Source organism: Tropicimonas isoalkanivorans (assembly GCF_900112335.1).
Taxonomy (GTDB): Bacteria; Pseudomonadota; Alphaproteobacteria; order Rhodobacterales; family Rhodobacteraceae; genus Tropicimonas; species Tropicimonas isoalkanivorans.
Genome location: NZ_FOLG01000002.1, coordinates 565,081 through 591,650, shown reverse-complemented (window position 1 = coordinate 591,650; position 26,570 = coordinate 565,081). Strand labels below are relative to the sequence as shown.

Genomic DNA, 26,570 nt, shown 5'->3' with positions numbered 1-26,570 from the left:
GCGGCCAAAGAGTGCCAGCCGGCGATTTGCCGTCGCGCCCGGTGACGGACGTTTCCCCCCTCGGGTTCACTCTCGGCGCGTGCAGCGGCGAAGGGCGCGCGGCATCGGTTGGACTGGTGGCCTTCTCACTGACGGACCCAAGGAAATCAGGGGCGATCCTTCGCGCTGTTCTGCCCCTCCAGCACCCAGTCGCCGTCTTCGAACGTCAGATACCGGACGTCCTTTCGAGCCTGCCGTTTCGCCACCGCGTCGTTGTAGAGCACGCCACACACCGCGCCGAGGGCCAGTGCGGGAGGCGCGGCGGCGCCTGCAACCAGTGACAGGTTGGAGCAGCCGCCGGCCATTCCGACGGCTTCGACGACGCGGTTCACGTCCCCGGCGGGCAGGCCCATGTCGATCAGGGCCGCTTTTCCGCCGTACTTTAGGCCGAGCATCGCGACCGGCGCGGCGGGCCCTATCGCCGCGTAGGCGGGGTTGAGTTCGCTCAGGCCGCTCGCCGCTGCGAGGGCGGAGGACCCCGCGTCGGCATAGTCCCCCGCGCCAAGCCGCGCGCCGTCCTGCGCCGGCGGTGCCGCAGTCCCTTCGCACGGACTCGTATCCTTGGCCGTGTGTGCACGTGTTTGGGCGCACGCAAGGGCATCCGGCGCGAAGGTTTCGCCCCCCTCCGGCAAGGCGACCGACCGGGACACGGGAGGAGGCGAGTCCGTGCAGGCGGCAGCGAGTAGCAGAAGGATGACCGAGGCGAAGGGAACGATGGAAAGACGCGCGGGCATAGGTGTAACTCCGAAAGCCGGTTACGCCTGCACTACCGCCAAGCCCCTAAGACGATCTGAGTCCCCGGGGCAGAAAATACCTCGCATTTTTCACGTTCCGGGAACGCGAAACGGCGGCCGCTTCGGGCCGCCGTTCGATCATACACCTCTCGGGCGCTTACACGAAGCGATTGACGTAGTTTTCCAGCCGTTCCTGCCGGCCGGAGCGCGGTTGCGGGTTGATATCTTCCGCAAGGACCCTCTCCGCGATGCCGTCGAGCGTGCCGCTTTCGAGCATGTCCTTGTTGGCGGCATCGTCCCAGCCCGCATATCGCTCGGCGCGGGCCGTCTCCAGCCCGCCGTCCTCCAGCATCGCCGCGGCGGCCTTCAGCCCGCGCGCGCAGACGTCCATCGCGCCTGCGTGACCTGCGATCAGGTCCGCCGGGTCCAGCGACTGGCGGCGCAGCTTGGAGTCGAAGTTGGTGCCACCCGTGGTGAACCCGCCCATCTTGAGGATCTCGTAATAGGCCAGCGCGACCTCGGGCACGTTGTTGGGGAACTGGTCGGTGTCCCAGCCGGACTGGTAGTCGTTGCGGTTCATGTCGATGGACCCGAGGATGCCGAACGCCGCCGCCATCGCCAGTTCGTGCTCGAAGCTGTGGCCCGCGAGGATCGCGTGCCCCTGCTCGATGTTCATCTTCACTTCGCCTTCCAGCCCGAATTCCTTGAGGAAGGAATAGACCGTGTTCACGTCGTAGTCGTACTGGTGCTTGGAGGGCTCCTGCGGCTTCGGCTCGATCAGGATCGTGCCGTTGAAGCCGATCTTGTGGGCGTAATCGACGACCATCTGCAGGAAGCGTCCAGCCTGCTGGCGCTCCTTCACCAGATCGGTGTTCAGCAGCGTCTCGTAGCCCTCGCGCCCGCCCCAGAGGACGTAGTTCTCGCCGCCAAGCTTCTGCGTGGCGTCCATGCAGCTCTTCACCGTCGCGGCGCTATAGGCAAAGACGTCCGGATCGGGGTTGGTGGCGGCGCCGGACATGAAGCGGCGGTGGGTGAAGAGGTTCGCCGTGCCCCAAAGCAGCTTCGTGCCCGTGGCCTCCATCTTCTCGCCGAAGTAATCGACGATTTCCTCCAGGTTGCGCTTGTTCTCGGCGAAGGTGTCGCCTTCGGGGCGCACGTCGGCGTCGTGGAAGCAGAAGAACGGCTGGCCGAGCAGGGCAAACATCTCGAAGGCGACATCGGCCTTCAGCTTGGCGTTCTTCATGCTGTCCTGGGGATACCAGGGGCGCTCGAACGTGCGCCCGCCGAACGGGTCGCCGCCCTCCCAGGCGAAGCTGTGCCAGTAGGCCACGGCGAAGCGGAGCTGGTCCTCCATCCGCTTGCCCAGGACGATCTCGTCGGGGTTGTAGTGGCGATAGGCAAGGTCGGTCTCGGCATCGGGATTGTACCGGATCGGGTCGATGCCGTCGAAGAAGCGTGTCATGAGAGACCTCTGAGGGCTTGGTAGGTTTGCCGGTAGCGCGACTGTGCCGCAACGAAGGCGGATGTCAGGTCTTTTACCGGCTCCACGACCTTGGATATTTGCGGAATGGGGGCGATTTCGGCGCCTGCGCCCGTCGCGGCCATCATCGCCAGCCGCGCCGCGCCGAAGGCCCCGCCGAAGTCGCCCGCGACGGGCACCTGCACGGGCATGTCGAGCGAGGTCGCGATGGCCTTCAGCCAGTAATCCGACCGGGAGCCGCCGCCAACGGCGATCAGCCGGTCGAAGCTGGTACCGGTAGAGGCGAGCGCATCGAAGCTGTCCCGGACGGCGAAGGTGACGCCCTCCAGCACCGCGGCGGTTCCGGCGGCACGGTCCGTCGCGTGCTCCAGCCCGGTGAGGCTGCCACGGATCTGCGCGTCGTTATGCGGCGTCCGCTCGCCGCCCAGGTAGGGCAGGAACATCGTTCGGCCCGGCGCGCGCAGGGTGTCGCCAAGCTCGCCTGTCAGGGCCGCCGCGTCGGAGCCCACGAGGCGCGCGTACCAGTTGAGCGAATCCGTCGCCGCCAGGAAAACACCCATCTGGTGCCAGGTGCCGGGCAGGGCATGGCAGAAGGTGTGGACGGCCGTCGCGGCATCCGGCTGATAGGCATCGGAAGCGGCGAAGAGCACGCCCGACGTCCCCAGCGAGATGAAGGCGTCGCCCGCGTTCACCACGCCGACCCCCACGGCGGAGGCCGCATTGTCGCCGCCGCCGCCAGCGACCACCACGTCAGCGGAGAGGCCCCAGCGGTCCGCCAGCTCCTTGCGGAGGGTGCCGGAGGCTTCGGAGCCTTCCACCAGCCGGGGCATGTGGTCCCGCGACAGGTCCGATTTGGCCAGCAGGGCGTCGGACCAGTCGCGCTTGCCGGTGTCGAGCCAACTCGTGCCGGCGGCATCCGACATTTCCGACACCGCCTCGCCGGTCAGCCAGAGGCGCAGGTAGTCCTTCGGCAGCAGAACCTTCGCCACCTGGGCGAACACGTCGGGCTCGTTCTTCTTCACCCACATCACCTTCGGCGCGGTGAAGCCGGGGAAGACGATGTTGCCCGTGATCTCCCGCCAGGCCGGATCGCCATCCAGCGCCGCGGCCTCTGCATGCGACCGGGTGTCGTTCCAGAGCATGCAGGGGCGCAGCACGTTCTCGGCGGTATCGAGCAGGGTCGCGCCGTGCATCTGGCCGGACAGCCCGATGCCGCGAACGGCCGACAGCGACGCTGCGGCGGCCAGGCCGTCCATCGCCGTCGAGGCGGCCGTCAGCCAGTCGGCCGGAGATTGCTCCGACCAACCGGGATGCGGCCGCGAGACGGTCAGGGGGGCGGTGGTCTCGGCAATGACAGTCTGGTCCTCGTCAATCAGCAACGCCTTGAGACCGGAGGTTCCCAGATCCAGACCGATAAACATCACACAGTTCCTTTCTCCGGAGTCTTGCCCAGAATGATCATCCCGAGGATGTCGTCCTCGGTCACCTCGTCCACTTTCACCGTGCCCACGAGTTTGCCGTTCTTCATCACCGACGCGCGGTCGCACAACTGCATGACCGCGTGGATGTCGTGGTCGATCAGGAAGATGCCGAGACCCTGGGACTTCAGCTCCTCGATCAGGTTGGCGACCATGCGCGTCTCCTCCACGCCGAGGGCCGCCGTGGGTTCGTCCATGATCAGGATGTTGGCGTTGAAGTAGACGGCGCGGCTGATCGCGACGGACTGCCGTTGCCCGCCCGACAGCCCCTTCACCGGCGTATGGAAGCGCTGGAAGTTGGGGTTGAGCCGCGCCATGATCTTGCGCGTCTCCGCCTCCATCTGCGCGTCGTCCACGAGGCCCGTGCTGGTCACGAGTTCGCGTCCGAGGAACAGATTGGAGGCGGCATCGAGGTTATCGGCCAGCGCGAGGTACTGGTAGATCGTCTCGATCCGGTAGTGGCGTGCGTCGCGCGGGTTGTTGATGTTGGCAAGCTCTCCGTTGACGTAGATCTCTCCCTCGTCGCGGGAGAGGGCGCCGGAGAGCATCTTCATCAGCACCGACTTGCCGGCGCCATTGTGCCCCAGAACGCCGACGACCTCCCCCGGATAGAGGTCGAGCGTCACCCCGTCGACGGCATCGATGCCGCCGAAGGACTTCCGCATGTTGCGCATCTCGACGAGCGGCGTACCGCGGGATTCTGTATCGAGTGCCATGGATCAGTCTCCCGTCCGCTTGCGGTAGAGGATGTCGACATAGACGGCGAGCACGAGCACGATGCCCACGACGATGTTCTGGTAGGGCGCTTCGACCCCGACCATCGCCATGCCCGATTGCAGCGACTGCATGATGAGGGCGCCAAGGATGGCCCCATAGATCGTGCCGATGCCGCCCGAGAGCGCCGTGCCGCCGATGACCGCCGCCGCGATCACCCGCAGTTCGTCCAGCGTGCCGATGTCGTTGGTGTGGAAGGTCAGGCGCGCCGAAGCGACCACCGCCGAAAGCGCGCAGAGCAGGCCCATGATGGCGAAGACCTTGACGGTCAGGAACCGGATGTTGATGCCGGCGAGCTCCGTCGCCTCCGGGTTGCCGCCGGTCGCGAAGATGTACCGGCCGAGCCGCGTGCGTTGCGCGAGGACCGTCATGGCGATTGCGATGATGATGAGGAGCAGAACGGAATAGGGGACGCCGTAGACCTCGGAATAGCCTTCCGGCATGGTCTCGCCACGCGCCCGGAAGTCCCGCGCCAGGCGTCCGCCGGGAACCTCGTAGGAGTTCAGGATCCAGACGAATCCGACGATGGCGGCGATGGCAATCGCGCCGATCACGACCTCCGCCCAAATCGGCTTCACCGGGAACTCGTGGCGCAGCTTGGCGCGCCGGGCATTTATCATGAGCATGATGGTGAAGGCACAGGCGATCAACGCGAGGATCCAGCTCGCGGTTGCGCCGAGGGTTCCCTCGATGCCGCCGAGCACCAGGAAGTTGCCGTCGAGCGGCCCGATGGTCTGTCCGCGCGACAGGTGCCACGCGACGTTACGCCAGACGAACAGGCCGCCGAGCGTGACGATGAAGGCCGGGATCGTCAGGTATCCGATCAACCAGCCGTGGAAGGCACCGATGGCCACGCCGACGATGAGGCCCACGATGATCGCCACCGGGGCGATGATCGGCGAGCCGAGCTCGATGCCGAACCATTGCGGCAGAACCGCCGTCTGGGTCATCGCCATGAAGGCGGAGCAAGTGGCCAGCAAGGCGCCGACGCTGAGGTCGATGTGCCGGGTGACAATGACGAACACCATCCCGGTGGCCATGATGGCGACCGACACGGTCTGGATCGTCAGGTTGAAGATGTTTCGCGGGGTGAGGAACCGGCCGCCCGTCCAGACATCAAAAACCACGCAAATCACGATGAACGCGCCGATCATGCCGAGCAGGCGCGTGTCGATTTCCATGGTGTCGATGATGTTCCGGCGGACGTGCTTCGGTAGCTGGCGGGTGTCCGTGCTATCGGCCATTTGGCGCTCTCCGGAATGTGCATTCCCAAGGCTTCCGCCGAGGTCGGCGGAAGCGTTCGTTACAGGGTTGGCTTATGCGTCAGTTGCAGGGAGCAGGGCCGCTTTCGACGCCCTGGCAGAGCGCCTCGACCGAAATCCAGCCGGCGTCGGTAACCGCGCTCAGATTGTCCTTGGTGACCGGAACCGGTTCCAGGAACCGCGCCCACATCGTCGTCCCCGACGGCGAGGTCCATTCCTGTGCGCCTTCGATGCCGGACATTTCAGTCCCTTGGGCCAGCGCCACGGCGATCTCGCCAGCGGCCTTGCCGAGGTCGCGTGCGTCCTTCCAGACGGAGACAGTCTGCGTGCCCTTCGCAACGCGGTTCAGCGCGGCGTGGTCGCCGTCCTGACCGGAGACCGGGATGCCTTCCATGCCTTGCGCGGTCAGAGCAGCCACGGCGCCGCCGGCGGTGCCGTCATTCGATGCCACCACCGCGTCGACCTGGTTGTCGTTGGCGGTCAGGATCTGTTCCATGTTGCGCTGCGCGTTGGCGGGCAGCCAGCCGTCCGTGTAGGCCTCGCCGACGATGGTGATCTTGCCCGCGTCGATGGCTTCCTGCAGCACTTCCTGCTGGCCGCCGCGGAGGAAGTCCGCGTTCGGATCGGTGGGCGAGCCCTTGATCATCACATAGTTGCCTTCGGGCGCGGCTTCGAGCACGGCGCGGGCCTGCATCCGGCCGACTTCCACGTTGTCGAAGGTCAGGTAGAACGCGCGCGGGTCCTCGATCAGGCGGTCATAGGCAATGACCGGGACGCCTTCGTCGGCGGCCATCTGGACCGCTGGGATCACGGCTTCGGTGTCCTGCGCGAGAACGATCAGCGCGTCCACGCCCTGCGCCATCAGCGCCTCGACGTCGGAAAGCTGCTTGGACGAGGACGACTGCGCGTCCGACGAAACATATTGGGCGCCGGCGGCATCCAGGGCTTCCTTGATCGCGGCCTCGTCTGTCTTCCAGCGCTCCTCCTGGAAGTTCGACCAGCTCACGCCGATCGTCAGATCCTGCGCCAGGGCAGTGGTGGTGTAAACGGACGCGAGCGCGGCCGCTGCAACGAAGAGTGTACGCATGAAATCCTCCCAAATTTTCAGCCCTGCGTGACGGGCAGAGGGTGCCGCTAAGCACCCTGGCGGAGAGGATCGCTGCATTTATTTTATTTGTCAAAATAAAATTCGACAAACGAATGGGCATGTGGTTGGATTTCTGATGCCGCTTGTGGCTGTTTGGTAACTTTGCGAATTCGCGCCGCGCTGCGGAAAGATATTTATTTGGGAAGCTGAAAGAATGATTCCGGTCGAACCTTTGTCGGTGGAACGCTTGACTGCCCCCCCGGAAGGGTGCGGCCCGATTGTCTCGCCACGCGAGACTGCACCGGTTCCGCTGCGCCAGCAGGTGTTCGAATGTGTGCGCTCACAGGGGCAGATCTCGCGAATCGATGTGGCCAAGCGGCTGAACGTCAGCCCCGCGAGCGTCTCGACGCTGGTGGCCGACCTGCTCGGCGGCGGCCTGCTGAAAGAGGTCGAGGCGCCCCGCGATCCGGGCAGCCGCGGCCGTCCGCCCGTGGCGCTTCGGGTGCGCGCGGAAGCAGGCTACGTCGCGGGTATCAAGCTGGGCGACATGATCCATACCGGGATCATCATGGATTTCGCCGGCAGCCCGGTGGCGGAGGCGAGCCTGAGCCGGACCAGCGTGCGAACCGATCTGGACCTGTTGGTGGAGGAGGCCGGCGCCCTGCTGTCGCAACTGCTGCGCAAGGCGGGGATGGAGCGCAACGAGTTGTCGGCCGTAGGGGTGGGCATGCCCGGCATGGTGGACACCCGACGCGGCGTGGCACTCTGGTCGCCGATCATCCGCGGCAACGACCTGCCGGTGGCCGAGCTGATGTCGGAGCGGATGGGCCTGCCCGTGGTGGCGGACAACGACGCCAACCTGGTGACCCTGGCCGAGCTCTGGTTCGGCGCGGGGCGCGCGTTGTCCGATTTCGTCGTGATTACGCTGGAATACGGGGTCGGGATGGGGCTGGTGATGGACCACCGCGTCTATCGCGGCGCGCATTCGGTCGGCATGGAGATCGGCCACACCAAGGTGCAACCCGACGGGGCGCTCTGCCGGTGCGGCCAGCGGGGGTGCCTGGAGGCCTACGTCTCCGACTACGCGCTGGTGCGGGAGGCCTCCATCGCGCTCGACATGCACCGCTCCGCCTCCGGCAGCGCGCAGGTCATCCTGGAAAGCCTGTTCGATCAGGCCAAGGCCGGCAACGAGGCGGCGCGCACGATCTTTCGCCGCGCGGGGCGGTTCCTGGCCGCCGGGATCTCGAACGTCATCAACCTGTTCGATCCCTCTCTCGTGATCCTGTCCGGGGCGCGGATGAAATACGATTACCTCTATGCCGAGGACGTGCTGCGGGAGGTGCACACCATGACGCTGAACCGGTCGCGGACGCTGCCGCGGATCGAGATCAATGCCTGGGGCGATCTCGTCTGGGCGCGTGGAGCGGCGACGCTGGCGCTCGCCGCGCAGACGGAACAGCGCTGCGGGGCGGAGGCCGGGGGATGACGATGCGCCAATTGGTTTGCGCGGGGCTGGCCGTGCTGGTCGCCGGTTCGGCGGAGGCGGGAGAGATACGGTTCGAGGACGCCAGCGGCGCACTGCCGGTGGCCCACGTCTATTCCGGCGGCTGGGAGCACTTCGTCGGCGGGGGCGTGGCGACGTTCGACTGCAACGGGGACGCGCTGCCCGAGATGTACGTCGCTGGCGGCACGGAGCCGGCCCGGCTCTTCGTCAACCGGACGTCCGCCCCCGGCGGGCCGCTCTCCTTCGCCATCGGCGACGGGGCTCCGGAACTGACGGGGGTGACGGGGGCCTATCCGCTGGATCTGGACGGGGACGGCCTGCTGGACTTGGCAGTTCTGCGGGTCGGTCCGAATGTGCTGCTGCGCGGCGAGGGCGACTGCAGATTCACCGACGTGACGGAGGCGTTCGGGTTCGAGGGTGGCGACCGCTGGTCCACCGCCTTTTCCGCGACCTGGGAGCCGGGGCAGACGCGCCCGACCCTCGCCGTCGGCAACTACGTCGACCGGACGGACCCGGAGGGGCCCTTTGAGGCATGCGACGTGAACGAGCTGCATCGGCCCGAAGGGGAGGGCTATGGCGCACCGATTCTGCTTGAACCGGGGTTCTGCGCGCTCTCCATGCTGTTTTCGGACTGGATGCGGGACGGGCGGCAGGACCTTCGCGTGTCGAACGACCGGCATTATTACGTGCGCGGCGGCTCCGAACAGATGTGGCGCATGGGAGAGGCACCGCGCCTGCTCGGCCCGGAGGACGGGTGGAAGAACATTTCGATCTGGGGCATGGGCATCGCCAGCCGAGACCTCAACGGCGATGGCCGGCCGGACCTGGTCCTCACCTCGATGGCCGACCAGCTCACACTGTTGTCGGAGGGGCGCTCGGGCTACGCGCAGGCGCCTTTCGAGATCGGCACATTCGCCCAGCGGCCCCATTTGGGCGACGACGGCCGTCCGTCCACCGGCTGGACGGCGCAGTTCGGCGACGTGAACAACGACGGCCGCGACGATCTGTTCATCGCCAAGGGCAATGTCGACCAGATGCCGACCAACGCCATCAACGATCCCAACAACCTGTTGATCCAGGGCGAGGACGGCACCTTTGACGAAGTCTCGATCGAGGCTGGCGTCGCGACGGTCGACCGGTCGCGCGGGGCGGTGCTGGCGGATTTCGACGGCGACGGGCGGCTGGACCTCGCCGTGGTGAACCGCCGTGCGCCCATGGAGCTCTACCGGAACGCCTCGGAGCCGACCGGCAACTGGCTCGCCGTGGCGCCGCGGCAGGCGGGCGGCAACTCCATGGCCGTCGGCGCCTGGGTCGAACTGCGCCGAGCGGACGGCACGGTTGTGGCGCGCGAGATTACCGTCGGGGGCTACCATGTGAGCGGGCGGGGCCTGCCGGAGCATTTCGGGCTCGGGTCGGCCGAGAGTGCCGAGCTGCGCGTCATCTGGCCGGACGGGACCGCGAGCGACTGGTGCGAAGTGGCAGCCAACCGCGTCGTGGAGGTTGTGCGCCGCGAGGGAGCGGACGTGGAGATACACGTCCTGCGATAGCACCCGGCGCGGGGCGCTCCCGCCCGTCATCACCGCATCAAAGATGCGCCTCCTCCCGTTGGGCCGGGCCGCGCGCTGCCGCGCGCGGGCGAGTGTTCGGCCGAAAAACCGTTCCCCACGCCGGTTCATCCGCGATGCGCGCCAGTCGCATCGCCCGTTCGGCTAGCGATCGATCGGCAGGCCGCTGGGAACGCTGTCCGGAATGCCGATGCGGCCGTCCAGGCTCGCTTCGTCCGTCAGGCTTTCGAGAAAGGCGACGATCGCAGCGACATCATCCTCGGAGAGGGGGTGTGGCGGTGTTTCGATGGACCCGGAGATACGGTCGGCCTCGCCCTCCTCATCGAAAGCCGCCCAGACCGCCTTTCCCTCGAAGGTCTGCAACAGGGGCTCGTTGCGGTCGTAGGCGGCGAGGCCGCGGGCCGGGTCGATATGGTAGAGGACGAAGCCCGTCAGATCCCGGTGCGAGCCGGAATGCCCGTAGGGGGCCGTTTTGGCGACATTCCGTAGGCTGGGCGTGAGGAAGGCGTAGAGGTCCTCGGGATGACCCGTCACACGGAAGCGGCCCTCGTCCCTCGAGTGGCGCTCGAAGCGTTCCGCCTTGCCCGGCCCGAACTGTGGCACGCCCATCGCGTGGAAGGCGTGGTCGGTCAGGAACGGCCCCGCGTGGCAGGTGCTGCATTCGGCCTCGCCGTAGAACAGCTCCATGCCGCGCAGCGCCGGGCCTGTGAGGGGCGCGTCGCCCCGCAGGTGGCGGTCGAACGGGCTGTCGTCGGCCCGCCATTCCCAGGTGATGAACTCGGCAATCGCGTTGGAGATGTCGGTGAAGGCCACCGGCCGCCCCGCGGCCACCTCCGGCAACGCGGCCTCGAACGCGGCCTGGTACGCCGGAATGGCCCGCACCCGCGCGGCAATCAGGTCCCAGGCGCCGCCGGGGCCGGTGAGCCGGCCGGAGCGCACGGCCTTGGAGACCTCGTTCTCGCCATAGTGGCCGGCCATCTCGTCCTGCGACAGGACCGGAAACATCGTCTGCGCCGAGAGGACGCCGGAGAAGCCCTGAACCATTTCCTGATCGAGCGGTGTGCGCAAGCCGTTGGGCTGGGCCGGGTCCGCCTGGATCCGGCCGTCGTGAAACAGCGTGGTAAATTCCGTCGCGCCAAGGTTGAACAGCGCAGGCGCATTCCGCGGGACGCGCTGTTCGGGCATGTTCGCGGGGTCGGGCCGGCGGTCGGGCCCCAGCCCGGTCCCGCCCTCTCCCAGCGACAACGAGACACCGTCGGAGGTGCCGAACCGGGGGTGGTGGCATGTGGCGCAGGCGATGTTTTGGTTGCCGCTCAGGATCGGGTCCCAGAACAGCAGGTGGCCGACCTCCACCATCGCGGGGTTGACCGGCGCATACATGTCGTCCGTGATCGGCGGAGGGAGGTCCCCCGCCTGCGCAGGCACTGCCGCCATGGCAAAAAGCACCGCCCAGCGTCGTCCCGTCATCTTCGCTCCTCCCCGCGCGACCGTCACGGCCCTGCCAGCGGCGCCGTGCTGAGCCGTTCGACCAGCGCCACAGGCAGAACGACCTGCGGCACCGGCTCCCGGTTGCGATCCTGCGGCGGCGTTGCCATCCGTTCAAGCAGCATTCGTGCCGCGGCCCGCCCGATGTCCGCCCGGGGCTGGTGGATGGTCGTCAGGGGCGGCACGAAATGGGCCGCGATTTCCAGATCGTCAAAGCCGACCACGGAGACCTCTGCTGGCACGGACACCCCGTGGCGGTACAGCTCCGCGATGAAGCCCATGGCCATCTCGTCGCTGGCGCAGGTTACGGCCGTCGGCCGGTCCGGTGAGGCCATCCAGTGCGCCGCCGCCGTCGCGCCGGATTGCAGCGTGAAATCCCCGTCGTAGACCCATTCCGCACGGCAGGGCAGGCCGGCCGCCTGCAACGCGTCGCGGGTGCCTTGCTTGCGGGCGATGGTCAAAACGTTGTCCGGCGGGCCGCCGATATGACCGATCCTGCGGTGCCCGAGTGCAGCAAGATGTTGCACGGCAAGCGCGGAGCCTTCGCGATTGTCGACGCTCACGCGCGGGCGCGCGATGTCCTCGATCCACTCGCAGGCGAAGACCATCGGCGCGCGGCTCTCGGGCGCGCCCCGGTTGAGCAACAGGTCGCGGCTGAGCATCCCGTCCAGCACGATCAGCCCGTCGGTCTGGTTGAGGCTGAAATATTCGGGAAAGCGGTGCTCGTCGGGCGAGAGCGGAGACGTGTCCGTGATCAGCACGTTGAAGCCGTTTTCCGACATCACCTCCGCGATGCCCGACAGGATGCGCGAAAAGAACGGGTTGGAGAGGTTCGGGACCAGCACTGCGATGGCCCCGGTCTTGCGCCGCCGCAGGTTTCTCGCGGTCACGTTGAGCCGGTAGCCGGTCTCGCGGATCGCTTCGAACACGCTCTCCCGCGTCTTCTCGCTCACAAGTTCCGGTGCGGAGAGCGTCCGGCTGACGGTCGCCGTGGAGACGCCGGCCGCAAGGGCCACGTCCCGAATGCTTGGCGCACGTCTTGTCATCGAATCTCCCGCCGACCGGGCGCGGGTCACACCCGCCGCTTCCCACCACAATCAATCGGAATGCTGCACTTGTAAACGTTTACATACCCCCTATGATGCCGATGTAAAGGATTACATGAACGATTCGCAGACGCCGGGGGAGGGCTTCGCGAATGCGGGCCATCTCGTCGGCCGGGGAGGTCGCACGATGAAAACGATCAAGGGGCCAGCCCTCTTTCTTGCGCAATTCGCAGGGGATGAGGCGCCATTCAACTCGTGGGACAGCATCACGAAATGGGCCGCGGACTGCGGCTACGTCGGCGTGCAGGTCCCCAGCTGGGACGGGCGACTGTTCGACCTCGCCCGCGCCGCCGAGAGCAAGGATTATTGCGACGAATTCAAGGGCCACGCGGCCCAGAACGGCGTGGAGGTGACGGAGCTGTCCACCCACCTGCAAGGCCAGCTCGTCGCGGTGCATCCCGCCTATGACGTCGCCTTCGACGGCTTCGCGGACCCGTCGGTGCACAACAATCCCAAGGCGCGGCAGGAATGGGCCGTCGATCAGGTGAAAAAGGCGCTGTCTGCGTCCCGAAACCTCGGGATCACGGCGCACGCGACGTTTTCCGGCGCGCTGGCATGGCCCTACATCTACCCGTGGCCCCAGCGGCCCGCCGGGCTGGTGGAGACGGCCTTCGACGAGCTTGCGAAGCGCTGGAAGCCAATACTGGATCACGCGGACGAGTGCGGTGTCGACGTCTGCTACGAGATCCATCCGGGCGAGGACCTGCACGACGGTGTGACCTACGAGATGTTCCTGGAGCGCGTGGACGATCACCCCCGCGCCAAGATGCTCTACGACCCCAGCCACTACGTGCTGCAGTGCCTCGACTATCTCGACAACATCGACATCTACCGCGACCGGATCGGCATGTTTCACGTCAAGGACGCGGAGTTCAATCCGACCGGCCGTCAGGGGGTCTATGGCGGCTACCAGTCCTGGGTGAACCGGGCGGGCCGGTTCCGCAGCCTCGGTGACGGGCAGGTCGACTTCGGGGCGGTGTTCTCCAAGATGGCGGCCAACGATTTCGACGGCTGGGCCGTGGTGGAATGGGAATGCGCCCTGAAACACCCCGAGGACGGCGCGCGCGAAGGCGCGGCGTTTGTCCGGGACCACATCATCCGCGTCACCCCGCAAGCGTTCGACGATTTCGCCGCCGGCGGCACGGACGAGGCGGCAAACCGGAAAATGCTCGGGATCGGAGGCTGACATGGCGGAACGTATCAGGCTCGGCATGGTGGGCGGCGGCATGGACGCCTTCATCGGTGCGGTGCACCGGATTGCTGCGCGGATCGACGGAGAGTTCGACCTCGTCGCCGGGGCGCTTTCCTCCACGCCGGAGCGGGCGAAGGCGAGCGGCGATGCGCTCGGGCTGGCGCCGGACCGGATCTACGCCGACTTCCGCGAGATGGCGATCCGCGAGAACCGCATCAAGAACGGCATCGACGCAGTATCCATCGTGACACCGAACCACATGCATTACCCGGTGGCCAAGGAGTTTCTCAGCCGCGGCATCCACGTGATCTGCGACAAGCCGCTCACCTCCACCCTTCCGGATGCGCGCAAGCTGGCGAAGCTCGCCCATGCCTCGAACGCGCTCTTCGTGCTGACCCACAACTATACCGGCTACCCCATGGTGCGGCAGGCCCGCGAGATGGTGGCTCAGGGCGAACTGGGCAGGCTGCGCGTGGTGCAGGTCGAATACGCCCAGGACTGGCTGTCGGAGGCGGTGGAGACCACCGGCACCAACAAGCAGTCCGAATGGCGGACGGACCCTGAGCGCTCCGGCGCCGGCGGCTCCACGGGCGACATCGGCACCCACGCGTTCAACCTGGCGGGCTTCGTCACGGGGCAGCAGCCGGAGGCGCTGTCGGCGGACCTGCAGAGCTTCGTCGAGGGGCGGCGCGTGGACGACAACGGCCACATCCTGCTGCGCTATGCAAGCGGGGCGCGGGGGATGCTCTGGTGCTCCCAGGTGGCGCCGGGCAACGAGAACGGTCTGCGTCTGCGGGTCTATGGCGACAAGGGCGGTCTGGAATGGGGCCAGGAAGACCCGAACTACCTCTGGTTCACCCCCTTCGGCGAGCCCAAGCGCCTTCTCACCCGTGGCGGTGCGGGCGCGCGCGACGTGGCGGCGCGGGTGTCGCGCACACCTGGCGGACATCCGGAGGGGTATCTGGAAGGCTTCGCCAACATCTATACCGAGGCGGCCCGGGCGATCCGGGCCACGATGGCCGGGGAGCCGGTGCCCGACGACGTGATCTTCCCGACGGTCGATGACGGAGTGGCGGGCGTTGCCTTCGTCGATGCCTGCGTGCGTTCCTCGAAGCGGGACGCGGCCTGGGTCAAGCTGGCATGAGGCACGGATGACGGCGACCCTCGCGACGCAGACGGCCCGCCCCGCACCGGCCCCGGACACGCCGGTGCTGGCCCTGCGGAACGTGCAGCGCTCCTTCGGGCCGATCCAGGTGCTGCATGACGTCACGATCGAGCTCTTCCCCGGCGAGGTCCATGCGCTGATCGGCGAGAATGGCGCCGGCAAGTCCACGACGATGAAGATCATGTCGGGCTACCTCGCGGCTTCGGGCGGCACGGTCGAACTGGACGGCGCGCCGGTCAGCTTCGCCGAATCCCGCGAGGCCGAAGCGCGCGGGGTCACGCTGATTCACCAGGAGTTCAACCTCGCCCAGCTTCTTTCGGTGGAGCAGAACATCTTCCTCGGCCACGAGCTGCGGCGCGGCTGGCGGCTCGACCATGCCGCCATGCGCGCCCGGACCCGCGACCTGCTCGACCGGCTCGAAACGCCGCTGGACCCACGCGCCCAGGTCTCCGCCATATCGGTTCCGGAAAAACAGATGGTGGAAATCGCCAAGGCACTTTCCCGCAAGGCCCGCGTCCTCATCATGGACGAGCCAACCGCCGCGCTCACCACGCGGGAGACGGAGGTCCTGTTCCGCCAGATCGAGCGACTGAAGGAGGAAGGGACGGCGATCCTTTACACCTCCCACAAGCTCGACGAGGTGGCCCGCATCGCGGACCGGGTGACCGTGATGCGCGACGGCCGACTGGTGCGCACCGCCGCCCGGGGCGAGATGACCGTGGACCAGATGGCCGAGGCGATGGTCGGCCGCGAACTGAGCGACATGTTCCCGCCGAAACGCCCCGCCGACGGCAGCGAGGCGGTGCTGGAGGTGGAGGGCGTCACCATCGGCACCGTGGTGCAGGACGTCTCCTTTACCCTGCGCCGGGGGGAGATCCTGGGCTTCGCCGGTCTCGTCGGCTCCGGCCGCACCGAACTGATGGAGGGGCTGATCGGCGTCCGCCCGTCGACCGGAACCGTGCGCATCAACGGCAGCCCGGCGCATATCCACTCCGTCGAGGCGGCGATGGCCGCCGGCCTGGTCTACCTGCCGGAGGACCGCAAGGAACACGGGCTGATCCTGACCCAGGACATGCGCCGCAACCTGACGCTTCTGGCGCTGAAGAAGTTCTCGAATATCCTGATCGACAAGCGCGCCGAGGCGGCCGCACTGGAGCGCGCCATCCGCGAGTTCGACATCCGCGCCCCGCAAAGCGATGTGCTTATCGGCAACCTTTCGGGCGGCAACCAGCAGAAGCTTCTGCTGGCCAAGATCATGCTGGCCGAGCCGCAAATCGTGATCATCGACGAGCCCACCCGCGGCATCGACGTGGGCACCAAGCAGCAGTTTTACGGCTTCATCCACACGCTCGCCGAGGCGGGGCACTCCGTCATCGTGATCTCGTCCGAAATGACCGAGGTGATCGGCCTCTGCGACCGCGTCATCGTCATGCGGCGCGGGCGGATCGCCGGCGAGGTGACCGGAGCCGACGTGAACGAAGACGATATCGTGCGCCTTGCGATGGGGCTGGAGCAGAAAGGCAATGGCAATGGCTGAAACCCGGGCAAACCCACCGGCCCGGTCCGGTCCGCGGTTCGAGCTGCAAACCCTCGGCCCGATCCTGGCGCTGGTGGCGCTGGTGGTGATCGGCACAATCCTGAATCCGGACTTCCTCGCCTCGCAGAACATCACCAACGTGCTGTCGCGCTCCGCCTTCATCGGCATCATGGCGGTGGGCATGACCTTCGTCATCACGGCCGGCGGGCTGGACCTGTCGGTGGGCTCCATGACCGCCTTCATCTCCGGCGTGATGATCATGATCATGAACGCCCTGATCCCGGCCCTTGGCACGAACTGGAGCGTGATCCTGGTCGGCATGGGGGCAGGGCTCGCCATGGGGGCCCTGCTGGGCGCGGTCAACGGCTTCCTGATCACCCGCATGGGCATCGAGGCCTTCATCGTGACGCTCGGCTCCATGGTGATCTTCCGTTCGCTCGTGACCTGGCTGGCCGACGGCGGTACCATCTCGCTCAACTTCTCGCTCGGCAGCCTTTACGAGCCGGTCTATTACGGCGGCCTCTTCGGCATCCGCTGGCCCATTGTCGTCTTTGCCGTGGTCGCCGTGCTGGGCGAAATTGCCATGCGCCACACCGCCTATGGCCGGCACTGCGCTGCCATCGGCTCCAACGAACAGGTGGCCCGCTACTCCGCCGTCCACGTCGCCCGGGTGCGGATGATGACCTACGTCATTCTCGGCCTGCTCGTCGGCCTCGCCTCCGTGCTTTACGTGCCCCGCCTCGGCTCGGCCTCGAACTCCACCGGCCTTCTGTGGGAGCTGGAGACCATCGCGGCCGTCATCATCGGCGGCACGCTGCTCTCGGGCGGCTTCGGGCGTGTCTGGGGCACGGTGGTCGGCGTGCTGATCCTCGGGCTGATCGACAACATTCTCAATCTCACGGACCTGGTGAGCCCCTACCTCAACGGGGCGATCCAGGGCGTGATCATCATTCTGGCGGTCGTTCTGCAACGCGCCAGGAAGGCATCCCGCTGACGGGAGGCGCGCCCCGCGCGGGGCAAACACAGGGAGGAGACGATGAAGATGAAACACCTTTTCGGAGCAACCGCGATTGCCATGGTCCTGGCGGCCCCCGGCGCCTTCGCGCAGGAGGCGACGGTGATCGGCGTGTCGATCCCGGCCGCCACGCACGGCTGGGCCGGCGGCATGAACTTCCACGCCCAGGAGGCGATCGACCGCCTCGAGGCGACCTATGAAGAACTCGACTTCGTGCTGGCCACCGCCTCGGACCCCGCCAAGCAGGTCAACGACATCGAAGACATGATGGCCACCCGCAACATTGACGCGCTGGTTGTCCTGCCATTCGAATCCGAACCCCTGACCGCGCCCGTCAAGCGCGTGAAGGACGCCGGGAAGTGGGTCACGGTGATCGACCGCGGCCTCTCCGAGGACGGCATCGAAGATCTCTACGTGGCGGGCGACAATCCCGGGTTCGGCCGCGTCGCGGGCGAATTCTTCGTCGACCAGATGCCCGACGGCGGCAAGATCGTCGTCCTGCGCGGCATTCCCACAACCATCGACAACGAGCGCGTCGAGGGCTTCCAGCAGGCCATCGAGGGCTCGGGCATCGAGATCCTCGGCATGGAGCACGGCAACTGGAACCGCGACGACGCCTTCACGGTGATGCAGGACTTCCTGTCGAAATACCCCGAGATCGACGCCGTCTGGGCCTCCGACGACGACATGGCCATCGGCGTTCTGGCCGCCGTCAAGGAAGCCGGCCGGATGGACGACATGTGGGTGCTCGGCGGCGCCGGCATGAAGGAGATGATCAAGCGCGTGGCCGACGGCGACCAGTACGTGAAGGCCAACGTGACCTACCCACCCTCGATGTCGGCCACGGCGATCGAGATCACGGCTCTCAACTTCGTCTCGAACGCGCCGGTCTCCGGCAAGTTCGTCATCGGCTCCGTCCTGATCACCCAGGATAATGCCGAGAAGTTCTACTTCCCCGACAGCCCGTTCTGATCCCCGATCCCGTAGCGATGCGACGCCCGGCCCCCCGGCCGGGCGTTTGCCGTGGCGGGCGCCTCAGAACGCGCGAAAGGTCATCGTGGTCAGCGTGCGCTGGATGTTCTCCACGCTCGCCACGTTCTCGTTGATGAAATGCCCCACATCCTCGCCCTCGGGGATGTAGAGCTTAAGCATCAGGTCGAATTCGCCCGACGTGGAATAGAGCTCGGAGTGGATCTCCCGCAGCGCAATCGCATCGGCCACCTCATAGGTCGTTCCGGGGGCGCAACGGATCTGCACGAATACGCATTGGCTCATGACGGGGCTCCTTCCTCAACGGCTGGCCAACCTTCGCCAATTTGCAGCCGAGCGCAAGCCGCTCCCACGCAAAAGACCGAATCCGCTCTCCGGTCGGCTCCGTTTCACGGCGCCCCGGCCGCCCATGCGCGCGACTCAGTCTTCTTGTTGGCGAAAATACCCCCGCCGGAGGCACGGCGCCGTCAGGCGCCGCCCCCGAAGCCGGTCCTACTTCGTGTCGATCGGCTGTTCGCTGTCGCCGATCTCGTCATACCCGGCCCAGCCGTACTTGCCCCCCGTCGGCGGCAACTCGCGCTCCTTCACGTCGCGGTGCATATGCGCCTTGGCGACGAAATTCGCGGTGATCGGCGCGGTGATCAGCAGGAAGGCCGCGATCAGCAACTCGTGAAACGACACCCGCTCCAGCTCCAGCACGGAATAGGCCATGGACGCGAACAGCACACCGCCCACCCCCAGCGTCGTCGCCTTGGTGGGGGCGTGAAGCCGGCGCATCGTGTCGTCGAGCTTCACCAGCCCCCAGGAGCCCAGCAGGCCGAAGATGCCGCCGACGACCAGCATGAACGAGATGAAGATTTCCGCAACAAGTCCCATGGGGCCCTCACTCTATGATGTTGCCGCGCAAGATGAACCGGCAGTAGGCGACCGTGGACACGAACCCGAACATCGCGATCAGCAGGGACACCTCGAAGTAGACCGCCGTGCCGACAAGGATGCCGTAGACGTTCAGCAGCGCGATGGCGTTGATTACCATCGTGTCGAGCGCAAGGATCCGGTCGACCACGCCCGGGGCGAAGCGGATGCGCCAGATATTCAGGATCAGGCCGATGGAGAAACAGGCCACGGCGAAATACGTAGCGAAGCCGATCATTCGAAAATCTCCTTCAAACGCCGTTCGTATCGCGACTTGATCTCGTCGCGCACCGCGTCGGGATCGTCCGTGTGCAGGCAATGGACCAGCAAGTGACTGGCATCGGCCGACAGCATCGCCGTCACCGTTCCCGGCGTCATGGTGATGGTGCCCGCGAGCATGGTGATGGCCTCGGGCGAACGCAGCTCCAGCGGGACGACGATCCAGTGGCTGTGGGTGTCCGCGTTGCTCTTGAACAGGATGATCCGCGCCACCGTCACGTTGGCGGCGATGATGTCCCAAATCACGATCAGCACGTACTCGATCGCCCGCAGCGGCCGCGCCACATGCGGACGGTCCGGCCAGAACGGCTGGGTGATGCCCGGGATCAGCACGCTCAGCACCACGCCGAGCACGAGGTTGCCGACCGAGATCGTGTTGACCAGCAGCAGCCAGACCACCACCAGGAAGGCGGTGAGCTGCGGGTGCGGGAAGACGCGTCGGAGTATGGCGCCCAGCATCGTCTCAGCCCTCCCCCGGCGGTGTCATGACCGCGTCGATGTAGCCATCGGTATCGTAAAGCTGCTGCGCGGTCTCGCTCATCGCCCGCATCACCGGCCCCGCCGCCAGCGTCAGTACCACCAGCATGACCAGCGGAATGGCCGCCGCGGTCAGCGCCAGGGGCCGCAACGGATGGGCCGGGATCGGCTCGCCGTCGGGGTCCAGGTTCTGCGGGTTGGCGAATGTCGGGTCCAGCGGCTTCCACATGTAGCGGCTGCCGCGCAGGGTGAACCCGACGATCAGCATGAGCGAGGTGATGAGCACCGTGGCCCAGATCGCCGGCATCCAGGCGGCATCCCGGCTGGCGTCGAGCAGCAGCAGTTTGCCCAGGAACCCGCTCAGCGGCGGCATCCCCGCGCTGGCGATGGCCGCGACGAAGAAGAACGCCGCCACCAGCCCGCCCGGCGCCCGCGTCGTCGGCCCCTGCGAGTCGAGGATAAGGTCCACCACCAGGAACAGGGCCGCCGCGGCGAAGGTGGAGTGGACGAGATAGAAGAGCGCCGCCGTCGTCCCCTGCGGCGTCTGCAGGGCGATGGCGGTCAGCAGCGTGCCCATGGAGGCCAGCACCGCAAAGGACGCCTGCCGTGGCGGCTGCTTGGCACCCAGCACCCCGAGCGCGCCGACAACCATCGTCGCCAGCGCCAGCGGCAGCAGGTGCCCGGAAAAGAAGGTACCCACGGCCGCCGCATCAGGCCCGAAGACCAGCGTGTACATCCGCAGGATCGCATAGGCCCCCACCTTCGTCAGGATTGCGAACAGCGCCGCGACCGGCATCGGCGCGTTCCGGTAGGTACCCGGCAGCCAGAACTGCACCGGAAAGGCCGCGGCCTTGATCAGGAACACCATCACCAGCAGCGTCGCCCCCACAAGCAACAGCGCCTCGTTCCCCGGCTCGATGGCGCGCACGCGAAGCGCCATGTGGGCCATGTTGAGCGTGCCCGTCACCGCGTAAAGCGTGCCCATGGCGAACAGGAACAGCGTGGAGCCGACGAGGTTCATCACCACGTACTGCAACCCCGAGCGCAACCGCATCCCGCCGCCCGCGTGGATCATCAACCCGTAGGAGGCGATCAGAAGCACCTCGAAGAAGACGAACAGGTTGAACGCGTCCCCCGTCAGGAAGGCGCCGTTCACCCCCATGAGCTGGAAGGCGAAGAGCGCGTGGAAGTGCCACCCGCGGCCGTCCCAGCCGCTGCCGATGGCATAGAGGACGACGCCGAGCGCGAGCAGGGAAGTCAGCAGCAGCATCGTCGCCGACAGCCGGTCGAGCACCAGCACGATGCCGAACGGTGCCGGCCAGTCGCCAAGCCGGTAGACCTGCGTCACCCCGTCGAGCGACGAATGGAACAGCCCCCCCGAGATGGCGATCAGCGCGACCGTCACGGCGACGGAAAAGACGCGCTGCAGCACAAGGTCGTGGCGCATGGCCATGGCCATGACGGCGGCGACCATCGCCGGCATCAGGACGGGCGCGACGATCCAGTTGTTCATCCGAAGTCCCCCTTCGGCCGCTCCAGGCCCGGTTCGGTCGGGTCTTGCTCCCAGGGGATCTCGTCGGGGTCCAGGTCAAGCTCGCCGGGGTGGCGGCGGAGGTCGATGTGGTCGGTGTCGGATTCCAGGTAGGCGCCAAGGGCGATGAGCACCACGACCGCCGTCATCCCGAAAGAGATCACGATGGCCGTCAGCACCAAGGCCTGCGGCAGCGGGTCGGTATAGCCGTGCGCCTCCGCCGAGTAGATCGGCGGCATCCCCACCGCCAGCCTGCCGCTGGCGAAGAGGAAGAGGTTGACGGCATAGGTCAGCAGCGCCGTGCCGATGACGACCGAATAGGTCCGGCGCCGCAGCACCAGGTAGAGCCCGGCCGTGGTTTGAAAGCCGATCGCGAGGGCCAGAAGAGCCTCCATCTCAGTAGTCCTCCTCGTCCGGCGCGATGGCGGAGGGATCGTAGTCCATCGGCGAAACGTTGACGGATTCGCCGGTACGGCGGGCAGAGCGGCTGAGCGAGTAGAGCGCCAGCATCACTGCGCCCACGACGGTCAGGAACACGCCGAGATCGAACCCCATTGCAGTCGCGAGCTCGAATTCCTCGATCGGCGGAATGTGGACGTAACCATAGGCGCTGGTCAGGAACGGCATCCCGTTGAACCACGCGCCGATGCCCGTGATCCCGGCGATCAGCACGCCCCAGCCGATCATCGCATGATAGGGGAACCGGATGCGCTCCGACGCCCAGGCGAAGCCGGAGGCCATGTACTGCATCAGGAGCGCGATGGCGACGACAAGCCCGGCGATGAAGCCGCCGCCGGGGTCGTTGTGGCCGCGCAGGAAGATGTAGACCCCCACCATCAGCGAGATCGGCATCATCAGCCGGGTCGCGACGACCATCATCAAGGGGTGGCGGTCCCGCGAGTACCGCATCTCGTGAATCCAGTTGGCAAGTTTGCGGGAGGCGCGCCCGTCCATCAGCGCTTCCTCCAAAGCAAAGATCACCAGCGCGGCGATGCCCAGCACGATGATCTCGCCAAAGGTGTCGTAGCCGCGGAAGTCCACAAGGATCACGTTGACGACGTTCGTGCCGCCACCCTCGGGCTTGGCGTTCTTCAGGTAGTAGCCGGAGATGGTCTCCACATCGCGGGTCATCAGCACCCAGGACAGCGAGGCCGTGGCGATGCCACCGGCCCCCGCGATGATCATGTCGCGGGTGCGGCGGCTGAGGCTGGACTCGCGCGGGGTGTGCTTGGGCAGGAAGTGCAGCGCCAGCAGCATCAGGATCAGCGTGACCACCTCGACCGTCACCTGCGTCATCGCAAGGTCCGGTGCGGAGAGCCGGACGAAGATGATCGACACCACCAGCCCGTTGATCCCGATCAGCACCAGAACCAGCAGCCGCGAGCGGTGATAGGTCATGATGGCGAGGGTGGAGGAGATCAGCAGCACCGCCCCGATGTAGTCCACCGCTGCCGGCGTCAGCATCGCCCGCGTGCCCGGCGTGTAGGTGCCGTTGGCAAAGGCATAGACGCCCGCGACGATGGTGACGGCGGCGAAGATCGCCACGAACTTGGTCATCCGCCCGTCATGCAGCGCGTTCGACAGCTTCCCGCTGTAGCGATGCGCGTTGTCCACCACGGCATCGAAGATCACCTTCGCGTCCGGCTTCGGCGTGGCGGCCCAGAGCTTGTTCAGCGGCGTGAAGGCGAGGACGACCGCAAGGCCGGCGGCGGTCGCGATGATGCTCATGATCAGGGCCGGGGTCACGCCGTGCCAAATCTTGAGCTTGTGGGGATGCAGCTCCTGCCCGGTCGCGGCGTCGGCGACGATGTGCAGGAACTCTCCCACCGCCAACTGCGGCGCGATCCCGATGACGATCACCAGCACCGACAGGAACGCCGGTGCTGCCCACATCCCGAACGGCGGGTCATGCGGGTGCGAGGGGTAGTCGTCCCGGACCGGCCCGAGGAAGACATGGCCGATGTAGCGGAACGAATACGCCGCCGAGAGCGCCGCGCCGAGCGTCGCGAACACCGGGATGAGCCAGGTGTTGCCTTCCCATGCGGTGTGCGCCGCTTCCTCCAGCATCAACTCCTTGGAGAGGAAGCCATTGAGCAGCGGAATCCCCGCCATGGACAGCGCGGTTATGATCGCGAGCGTCGCCGTGATCGGCATCAGGTGCCGCAACCCCCCAAGGCGGCGGATAGAGCGGGTATGCGCCTCGTGATCGACGATGCCCGCGGTCATGAAGAGCGCGGCCTTGAAGATCGTGTGGTTGATGATGTGGAACATCGCCGCCGTCGTCGCCTCCGCCGTGCCGAAGCCGAGCAGCATGGTGATGAGCCCCAGGTGGCTGACGGTGGAATAGGCCAGCAGTCCCTTCAGATCGTCCTGGAAAATGGCGATGGCGGCCCCGATCACCATGGTCGCGAGCCCCGTGGTGGCGACGATGTAGAACCACCAGTCCGTCCCCGACAGAACTGGCCAGAGCCGCGCCATCAGGAACAGCCCCGCCTTCACCATGGTGGCCGAGTGCAGGTAGGCGGAGACCGGCGTCGGCGCGGCCATGGCGCGCGGCAGCCAGAAGTGGAACGGGAACTGGGCGGACTTGGTGAAGGCCCCCAGCAGGATCAGCAGCAGCGCCGGCACGTAGAGCGGCGAGGCCTGGATCGCCTCGCGCTGCCGCAGGATCTCGGAAATGTCGTAGCTGCCCGCGGCCTCCCCCAGCAGCAGCATCCCCCCCATCAGCGCAAGTCCGCCGAGGCCGGTTGTCGCCAGCGCCATGCGCGCGCCCTGCCGCCCCGCCGCAGTGTGCCGCCAGTACCCGATCAGCAGGAACGAGGAGAGCGACGTCAGCTCCCAGAAGACCACCATGAGTAGAATGTTGTCGCTGAGCACGATGCCCAGCATCGCCCCCTGGAAGAGCATCAGATAGGTATAGAACACGCCCATCGGGTCTTCGCGCGACAGGTAGAACCGCGCGTAGAGGATGATGAACAGGCCGATTCCGAGGATCATGGTGGCGAACAGAAGCCCCAGCCCGTCGAGCAGGAAATCGGCGTTCAGGCCGAGCATCGGCATCCATTCCACGTGGTAGACGACGACTTCGCCGCGCCAGATCGAGGTGGAGTGAATGCCCAGCAGGATCAGCGCCGACAGCGTCGCCCATCCGGCCGAGAGCGCGCAGGCATTCCGGCCCACGCGGATCATCAGGCCGGGGAAAATGGCGCCTATGAATGGCAAAGCTGCAATCAGCGCGAGCGTCACGTCGACGTTCTCGATCACCTGTGTCCCCCGTCCCCTTTGCTCCGGTTAGTCCGGCGTCGCGGCGCAGTTTGCACACCCTTTCCAAAGATTGCCATGGGCTTCGCCCAAAAAAGCAAACGATGCCGTCGCCTTGACGGACCGGGTCGCAATGACCCCACGTCAGTCTTCGGGAACGGAGCTGGGTGCGAGGCGCCGGCCGGCCGTTCGGCCCGGGACACGCCCGCGCCGCGATTCTGGGCGTTCAGTTCACGCATCGGGCAAACGTTGATCGTTTGCCGTTTTCTGCGCCATTGCGGTCATCATATGTGCGAGGCGGATGGTCGCGGCTGCGTCCCGTGATTGCCCGCCGTGACACCCCGGGCGACGCGCGCGTGGGGTCGCTTCGGCCCGATTGGTGCCCGCCGCTGCGGTCATCGAAACGGTCGGGTGCCCTGCGCTCGCTGCGCGTGATCTTGCCGGTCAGGCGGCTCTACCGGCGCTCAGATGGCCGAAACGGGCCGCGTCGGGGCGATCCACGGCAGATAAGGGCAGGGCGGAAGATGCCAAATTTCGCCGTGATGGCGGGGCGTTACGGCCCGGCGGGCGTCAGTTCCCGTCGCGGCCCACCAGTGCGCCGGGCCCTCTTCTGGCCGGTTCGGCCCAGGTCCCGGCGACGCAGCGTACCACGCTGCTTCCTTGACCTCCGCAATTTGATCGGCTCACTTTACGCTTAGAAACGAAACAAACGTCAGGGAGACATCACATGAACAAGTTCGTATTCGGCGCAATCGTCGCCGCATCGACTGCCATCGGCGGGGCGAGCGCCTATGCCCAGGAATTCATCTCCATCGGCACCGGCGGCGTGACCGGCGTCTACTACCCGACCGGCGGCGCCATCTGCCGGCTGGTCAACAAGGACCGCAAGGAGCACGGCATCCGCTGCGCCGTGGAGTCCACCGGTGGCTCCGTCTACAACATCAACGCCATCAAGGGCGGCGAGCTGGAATTCGGCGTCGCGCAGTCGGACTGGCAGTACCACGCCTATAACGGCACCTCCCAGTTCGAAGGCGACGCCTTCCCCGAACTGCGCGCCATGTTCTCGGTCCACCCGGAGCCCTTCACCCTGCTGGTCCGCGGCGACAGCGGCATCGAGAAATTCGAGGACATCAAGGGCAAGCGGGTGAACGTGGGCAACCCCGGCTCGGGCCAGCGGGCGACGATGGAAGTGGTCATGGACGCCTTCGGGATCACCATGGATGACCTTTCGCTCGCCACCGAGTTCAAGGGCTCCGAAATGGCCAAGGAGATCTGCGACAACAACATCGACGCGATGATCTACACCATCGGCCACCCGGCCGCGGCCATCAAGGAAGCGACCACCACCTGTGACGTGAAACTTGTGGATGTGGTCGGCGAGCCGATCGACAAGCTCGTGGCCGACAACCCCTACTACCGCGTCGCGGTCATCCCCGGCGGCATGTATGCCGGCAACGACGAAGACGTGACCACCTTCGGCGTCGGCGCCACCTTCGTGACCTCCTCCGAGGTGTCCGAGGACGTGGCCTACGTGGTCGCCAAGGCCGTCATGTCCAACCTCGACGACTTCCGCGGCCTGCACCCGGCCTTCGAGAACCTCAAGGCCGAGGAGATGATCAAGGACGGTCTCTCCGCGCCGCTGCATGACGGTGCCGTGAAGGCCTACAAAGAACTCGGCCTGATGGAATAAGGCC

At 66.6% G+C, this 26,570-nt stretch carries 23 protein-coding genes; 8 read left to right on the top strand and 15 right to left on the bottom strand.

Features of this window, described 5'->3' with window-relative positions:
- Positions 1 to 146 precede the first annotated feature (146 nt).
- The 6 genes from BM075_RS07045 to xylF all read right to left on the bottom strand — a co-directional run bounded on the left by BM075_RS07045 (position 147) and on the right by xylF (position 6,854).
- On the bottom strand, positions 147 to 773 hold the full coding sequence (locus BM075_RS07045) for a hypothetical protein (protein ID WP_093359922.1): 627 nt from the start codon (positions 771 to 773) through the stop codon (positions 147 to 149).
- Positions 774 to 930: 157 nt separating this feature from the next.
- Positions 931 to 2,235 carry a xylose isomerase gene (gene xylA / locus BM075_RS07040; protein ID WP_093359921.1) on the bottom strand — a complete coding sequence of 435 codons (1,305 nt, stop codon included), beginning with the start codon at positions 2,233 to 2,235 and terminating at the stop codon, positions 931 to 933.
- Entirely contained in the window at positions 2,232 to 3,674 is a 1,443-nt protein-coding gene (xylB, locus tag BM075_RS07035; protein ID WP_093359920.1) for a xylulokinase, read from the bottom strand. Before xylB ends, xylA begins: the two co-directional genes overlap by 4 nt.
- Positions 3,674 to 4,447, bottom strand: a complete 774-nt coding sequence (locus tag BM075_RS07030; RefSeq protein ID WP_093359919.1) for an ATP-binding cassette domain-containing protein — start codon at positions 4,445 to 4,447, stop codon at positions 3,674 to 3,676. Before BM075_RS07030 ends, xylB begins: the two co-directional genes overlap by 1 nt.
- Positions 4,448 to 4,450: 3 nt before the next feature.
- On the bottom strand, positions 4,451 to 5,749 hold the full coding sequence (locus BM075_RS07025) for a sugar ABC transporter permease (RefSeq protein WP_093359918.1): 1,299 nt from the start codon (positions 5,747 to 5,749) through the stop codon (positions 4,451 to 4,453).
- 79 nt (positions 5,750 to 5,828) lie between these two features.
- Positions 5,829 to 6,854 carry a D-xylose ABC transporter substrate-binding protein gene (xylF, locus tag BM075_RS07020; RefSeq protein WP_093359917.1) on the bottom strand — a complete coding sequence of 342 codons (1,026 nt, stop codon included), beginning with the start codon at positions 6,852 to 6,854 and terminating at the stop codon, positions 5,829 to 5,831.
- A gap of 247 nt (positions 6,855 to 7,101) precedes the next feature.
- On the opposite strand from xylF, the gene BM075_RS07015 reads away from it, so the two are divergent.
- Together BM075_RS07015 and BM075_RS07010 are read left to right on the top strand one after the other, a co-directional pair.
- Positions 7,102 to 8,340, top strand: coding sequence for an ROK family transcriptional regulator (locus tag BM075_RS07015; protein WP_245758761.1), 1,239 nt, complete (start codon positions 7,102 to 7,104; stop codon positions 8,338 to 8,340).
- Positions 8,337 to 9,905, top strand: a complete 1,569-nt coding sequence (locus BM075_RS07010) for a CRTAC1 family protein (protein WP_425445186.1) — start codon at positions 8,337 to 8,339, stop codon at positions 9,903 to 9,905. Before BM075_RS07015 ends, BM075_RS07010 begins: the two co-directional genes overlap by 4 nt.
- A 162-nt stretch (positions 9,906 to 10,067) precedes the next feature.
- Here the strand turns inward: BM075_RS07010 and BM075_RS07005 are convergent, their stop codons facing one another.
- Together BM075_RS07005 and BM075_RS07000 are read right to left on the bottom strand one after the other, a co-directional pair.
- Positions 10,068 to 11,390: a cytochrome-c peroxidase gene (locus BM075_RS07005; RefSeq protein WP_093359915.1), complete on the bottom strand. Its 1,323-nt coding sequence runs from the start codon at positions 11,388 to 11,390 to the stop codon at positions 10,068 to 10,070.
- 23 nt (positions 11,391 to 11,413) lie between these two features.
- A complete protein-coding gene (locus BM075_RS07000) occupies positions 11,414 to 12,454 on the bottom strand; it encodes a LacI family DNA-binding transcriptional regulator (protein ID WP_093359914.1) in 1,041 nt (346 codons plus the stop codon).
- 187 nt (positions 12,455 to 12,641) lie between these two features.
- On the opposite strand from BM075_RS07000, the gene BM075_RS06995 reads away from it, so the two are divergent.
- Genes BM075_RS06995 through BM075_RS06975 form a run of 5 tightly spaced genes read left to right on the top strand, consistent with a single transcriptional unit; the run spans position 12,642 to position 18,395 of the window.
- Entirely contained in the window at positions 12,642 to 13,700 is a 1,059-nt protein-coding gene (locus BM075_RS06995; RefSeq protein ID WP_093359995.1) for a sugar phosphate isomerase/epimerase family protein, read from the top strand.
- Between the two features lies 1 nt (position 13,701).
- On the top strand, positions 13,702 to 14,850 hold the full coding sequence (locus BM075_RS06990; protein ID WP_093359913.1) for a Gfo/Idh/MocA family protein: 1,149 nt from the start codon (positions 13,702 to 13,704) through the stop codon (positions 14,848 to 14,850).
- A 7-nt stretch (positions 14,851 to 14,857) separates the two neighbouring features.
- Positions 14,858 to 16,408 (top strand): sugar ABC transporter ATP-binding protein, encoded by a 1,551-nt coding sequence (locus BM075_RS06985; protein ID WP_093359912.1) that lies wholly within the window; start codon positions 14,858 to 14,860, stop codon positions 16,406 to 16,408.
- Entirely contained in the window at positions 16,395 to 17,402 is a 1,008-nt protein-coding gene (locus BM075_RS06980) for an ABC transporter permease (protein ID WP_093359911.1), read from the top strand. The genes BM075_RS06985 and BM075_RS06980 overlap by 14 nt, the downstream gene beginning before the upstream one ends.
- Positions 17,403 to 17,444: 42 nt before the next feature.
- Complete coding sequence (locus BM075_RS06975; RefSeq protein WP_177208269.1) at positions 17,445 to 18,395, top strand: ABC transporter substrate-binding protein; 951 nt, start codon at positions 17,445 to 17,447, stop codon at positions 18,393 to 18,395.
- A 63-nt stretch (positions 18,396 to 18,458) separates the two neighbouring features.
- Here the strand turns inward: BM075_RS06975 and BM075_RS06970 are convergent, their stop codons facing one another.
- The 7 genes from BM075_RS06970 to BM075_RS06940 all read right to left on the bottom strand — a co-directional run bounded on the left by BM075_RS06970 (position 18,459) and on the right by BM075_RS06940 (position 24,861).
- Positions 18,459 to 18,698: an Lrp/AsnC ligand binding domain-containing protein gene (locus BM075_RS06970; RefSeq protein ID WP_093359910.1), complete on the bottom strand. Its 240-nt coding sequence runs from the start codon at positions 18,696 to 18,698 to the stop codon at positions 18,459 to 18,461.
- Positions 18,699 to 18,905: 207 nt separating this feature from the next.
- Positions 18,906 to 19,289 (bottom strand): Na+/H+ antiporter subunit G, encoded by a 384-nt coding sequence (locus tag BM075_RS06965; RefSeq protein ID WP_093359909.1) that lies wholly within the window; start codon positions 19,287 to 19,289, stop codon positions 18,906 to 18,908.
- A gap of 7 nt (positions 19,290 to 19,296) precedes the next feature.
- Positions 19,297 to 19,566, bottom strand: a complete 270-nt coding sequence (locus BM075_RS06960) for a K+/H+ antiporter subunit F (protein WP_093359908.1) — start codon at positions 19,564 to 19,566, stop codon at positions 19,297 to 19,299.
- Positions 19,563 to 20,054, bottom strand: a complete 492-nt coding sequence (locus BM075_RS06955; protein ID WP_093359993.1) for a Na+/H+ antiporter subunit E — start codon at positions 20,052 to 20,054, stop codon at positions 19,563 to 19,565. The genes BM075_RS06960 and BM075_RS06955 overlap by 4 nt, the downstream gene beginning before the upstream one ends.
- Positions 20,055 to 20,070: 16 nt before the next feature.
- Positions 20,071 to 21,597, bottom strand: a complete 1,527-nt coding sequence (locus tag BM075_RS06950; protein WP_093359907.1) for a monovalent cation/H+ antiporter subunit D — start codon at positions 21,595 to 21,597, stop codon at positions 20,071 to 20,073.
- Positions 21,594 to 22,010, bottom strand: a complete 417-nt coding sequence (locus BM075_RS06945; RefSeq protein ID WP_093359906.1) for a Na+/H+ antiporter subunit C — start codon at positions 22,008 to 22,010, stop codon at positions 21,594 to 21,596. Before BM075_RS06945 ends, BM075_RS06950 begins: the two co-directional genes overlap by 4 nt.
- Position 22,011: 1 nt before the next feature.
- Positions 22,012 to 24,861, bottom strand: a complete 2,850-nt coding sequence (locus BM075_RS06940) for a monovalent cation/H+ antiporter subunit A (protein ID WP_093359992.1) — start codon at positions 24,859 to 24,861, stop codon at positions 22,012 to 22,014.
- Positions 24,862 to 25,603: 742 nt separating this feature from the next.
- On the opposite strand from BM075_RS06940, the gene BM075_RS06935 reads away from it, so the two are divergent.
- Positions 25,604 to 26,566 (top strand): TAXI family TRAP transporter solute-binding subunit, encoded by a 963-nt coding sequence (locus tag BM075_RS06935; RefSeq protein WP_093359905.1) that lies wholly within the window; start codon positions 25,604 to 25,606, stop codon positions 26,564 to 26,566.
- Positions 26,567 to 26,570: the final 4 nt, after the last annotated feature.

What these genes read in the sequence shown, in the direction of transcription:
- BM075_RS07045 (WP_093359922.1), bottom strand. Translation starts at nt 773, where the DNA reads ATGCCCGCGCGTCTTTCCATCGTTCCCTTCGCCTCGGTCATCCTTCTG.
- xylA (WP_093359921.1), bottom strand. Translation starts at nt 2,235, where the DNA reads ATGACACGCTTCTTCGACGGCATCGACCCGATCCGGTACAATCCCGAT.
- xylB (WP_093359920.1), bottom strand. Translation starts at nt 3,674, where the DNA reads ATGTTTATCGGTCTGGATCTGGGAACCTCCGGTCTCAAGGCGTTGCTG.
- BM075_RS07030 (WP_093359919.1), bottom strand. Translation starts at nt 4,447, where the DNA reads ATGGCACTCGATACAGAATCCCGCGGTACGCCGCTCGTCGAGATGCGC.
- BM075_RS07025 (WP_093359918.1), bottom strand. Translation starts at nt 5,749, where the DNA reads ATGGCCGATAGCACGGACACCCGCCAGCTACCGAAGCACGTCCGCCGG.
- xylF (WP_093359917.1), bottom strand. Translation starts at nt 6,854, where the DNA reads ATGCGTACACTCTTCGTTGCAGCGGCCGCGCTCGCGTCCGTTTACACC.
- BM075_RS07010 (WP_425445186.1), top strand. Translation starts at nt 8,337, where the DNA reads ATGACGATGCGCCAATTGGTTTGCGCGGGGCTGGCCGTGCTGGTCGCC.
- BM075_RS07005 (WP_093359915.1), bottom strand. Translation starts at nt 11,390, where the DNA reads ATGACGGGACGACGCTGGGCGGTGCTTTTTGCCATGGCGGCAGTGCCT.
- BM075_RS07000 (WP_093359914.1), bottom strand. Translation starts at nt 12,454, where the DNA reads ATGACAAGACGTGCGCCAAGCATTCGGGACGTGGCCCTTGCGGCCGGC.
- BM075_RS06995 (WP_093359995.1), top strand. Translation starts at nt 12,642, where the DNA reads ATGAAAACGATCAAGGGGCCAGCCCTCTTTCTTGCGCAATTCGCAGGG.
- BM075_RS06990 (WP_093359913.1), top strand. Translation starts at nt 13,702, where the DNA reads ATGGCGGAACGTATCAGGCTCGGCATGGTGGGCGGCGGCATGGACGCC.
- BM075_RS06985 (WP_093359912.1), top strand. Translation starts at nt 14,858, where the DNA reads ATGACGGCGACCCTCGCGACGCAGACGGCCCGCCCCGCACCGGCCCCG.
- BM075_RS06980 (WP_093359911.1), top strand. Translation starts at nt 16,395, where the DNA reads ATGGCAATGGCTGAAACCCGGGCAAACCCACCGGCCCGGTCCGGTCCG.
- BM075_RS06975 (WP_177208269.1), top strand. Translation starts at nt 17,445, where the DNA reads ATGAAGATGAAACACCTTTTCGGAGCAACCGCGATTGCCATGGTCCTG.
- BM075_RS06970 (WP_093359910.1), bottom strand. Translation starts at nt 18,698, where the DNA reads ATGAGCCAATGCGTATTCGTGCAGATCCGTTGCGCCCCCGGAACGACC.
- BM075_RS06965 (WP_093359909.1), bottom strand. Translation starts at nt 19,289, where the DNA reads ATGGGACTTGTTGCGGAAATCTTCATCTCGTTCATGCTGGTCGTCGGC.
- BM075_RS06960 (WP_093359908.1), bottom strand. Translation starts at nt 19,566, where the DNA reads ATGATCGGCTTCGCTACGTATTTCGCCGTGGCCTGTTTCTCCATCGGC.
- BM075_RS06950 (WP_093359907.1), bottom strand. Translation starts at nt 21,597, where the DNA reads ATGAACAACTGGATCGTCGCGCCCGTCCTGATGCCGGCGATGGTCGCC.
- BM075_RS06945 (WP_093359906.1), bottom strand. Translation starts at nt 22,010, where the DNA reads ATGGAGGCTCTTCTGGCCCTCGCGATCGGCTTTCAAACCACGGCCGGG.
- BM075_RS06935 (WP_093359905.1), top strand. Translation starts at nt 25,604, where the DNA reads ATGAACAAGTTCGTATTCGGCGCAATCGTCGCCGCATCGACTGCCATC.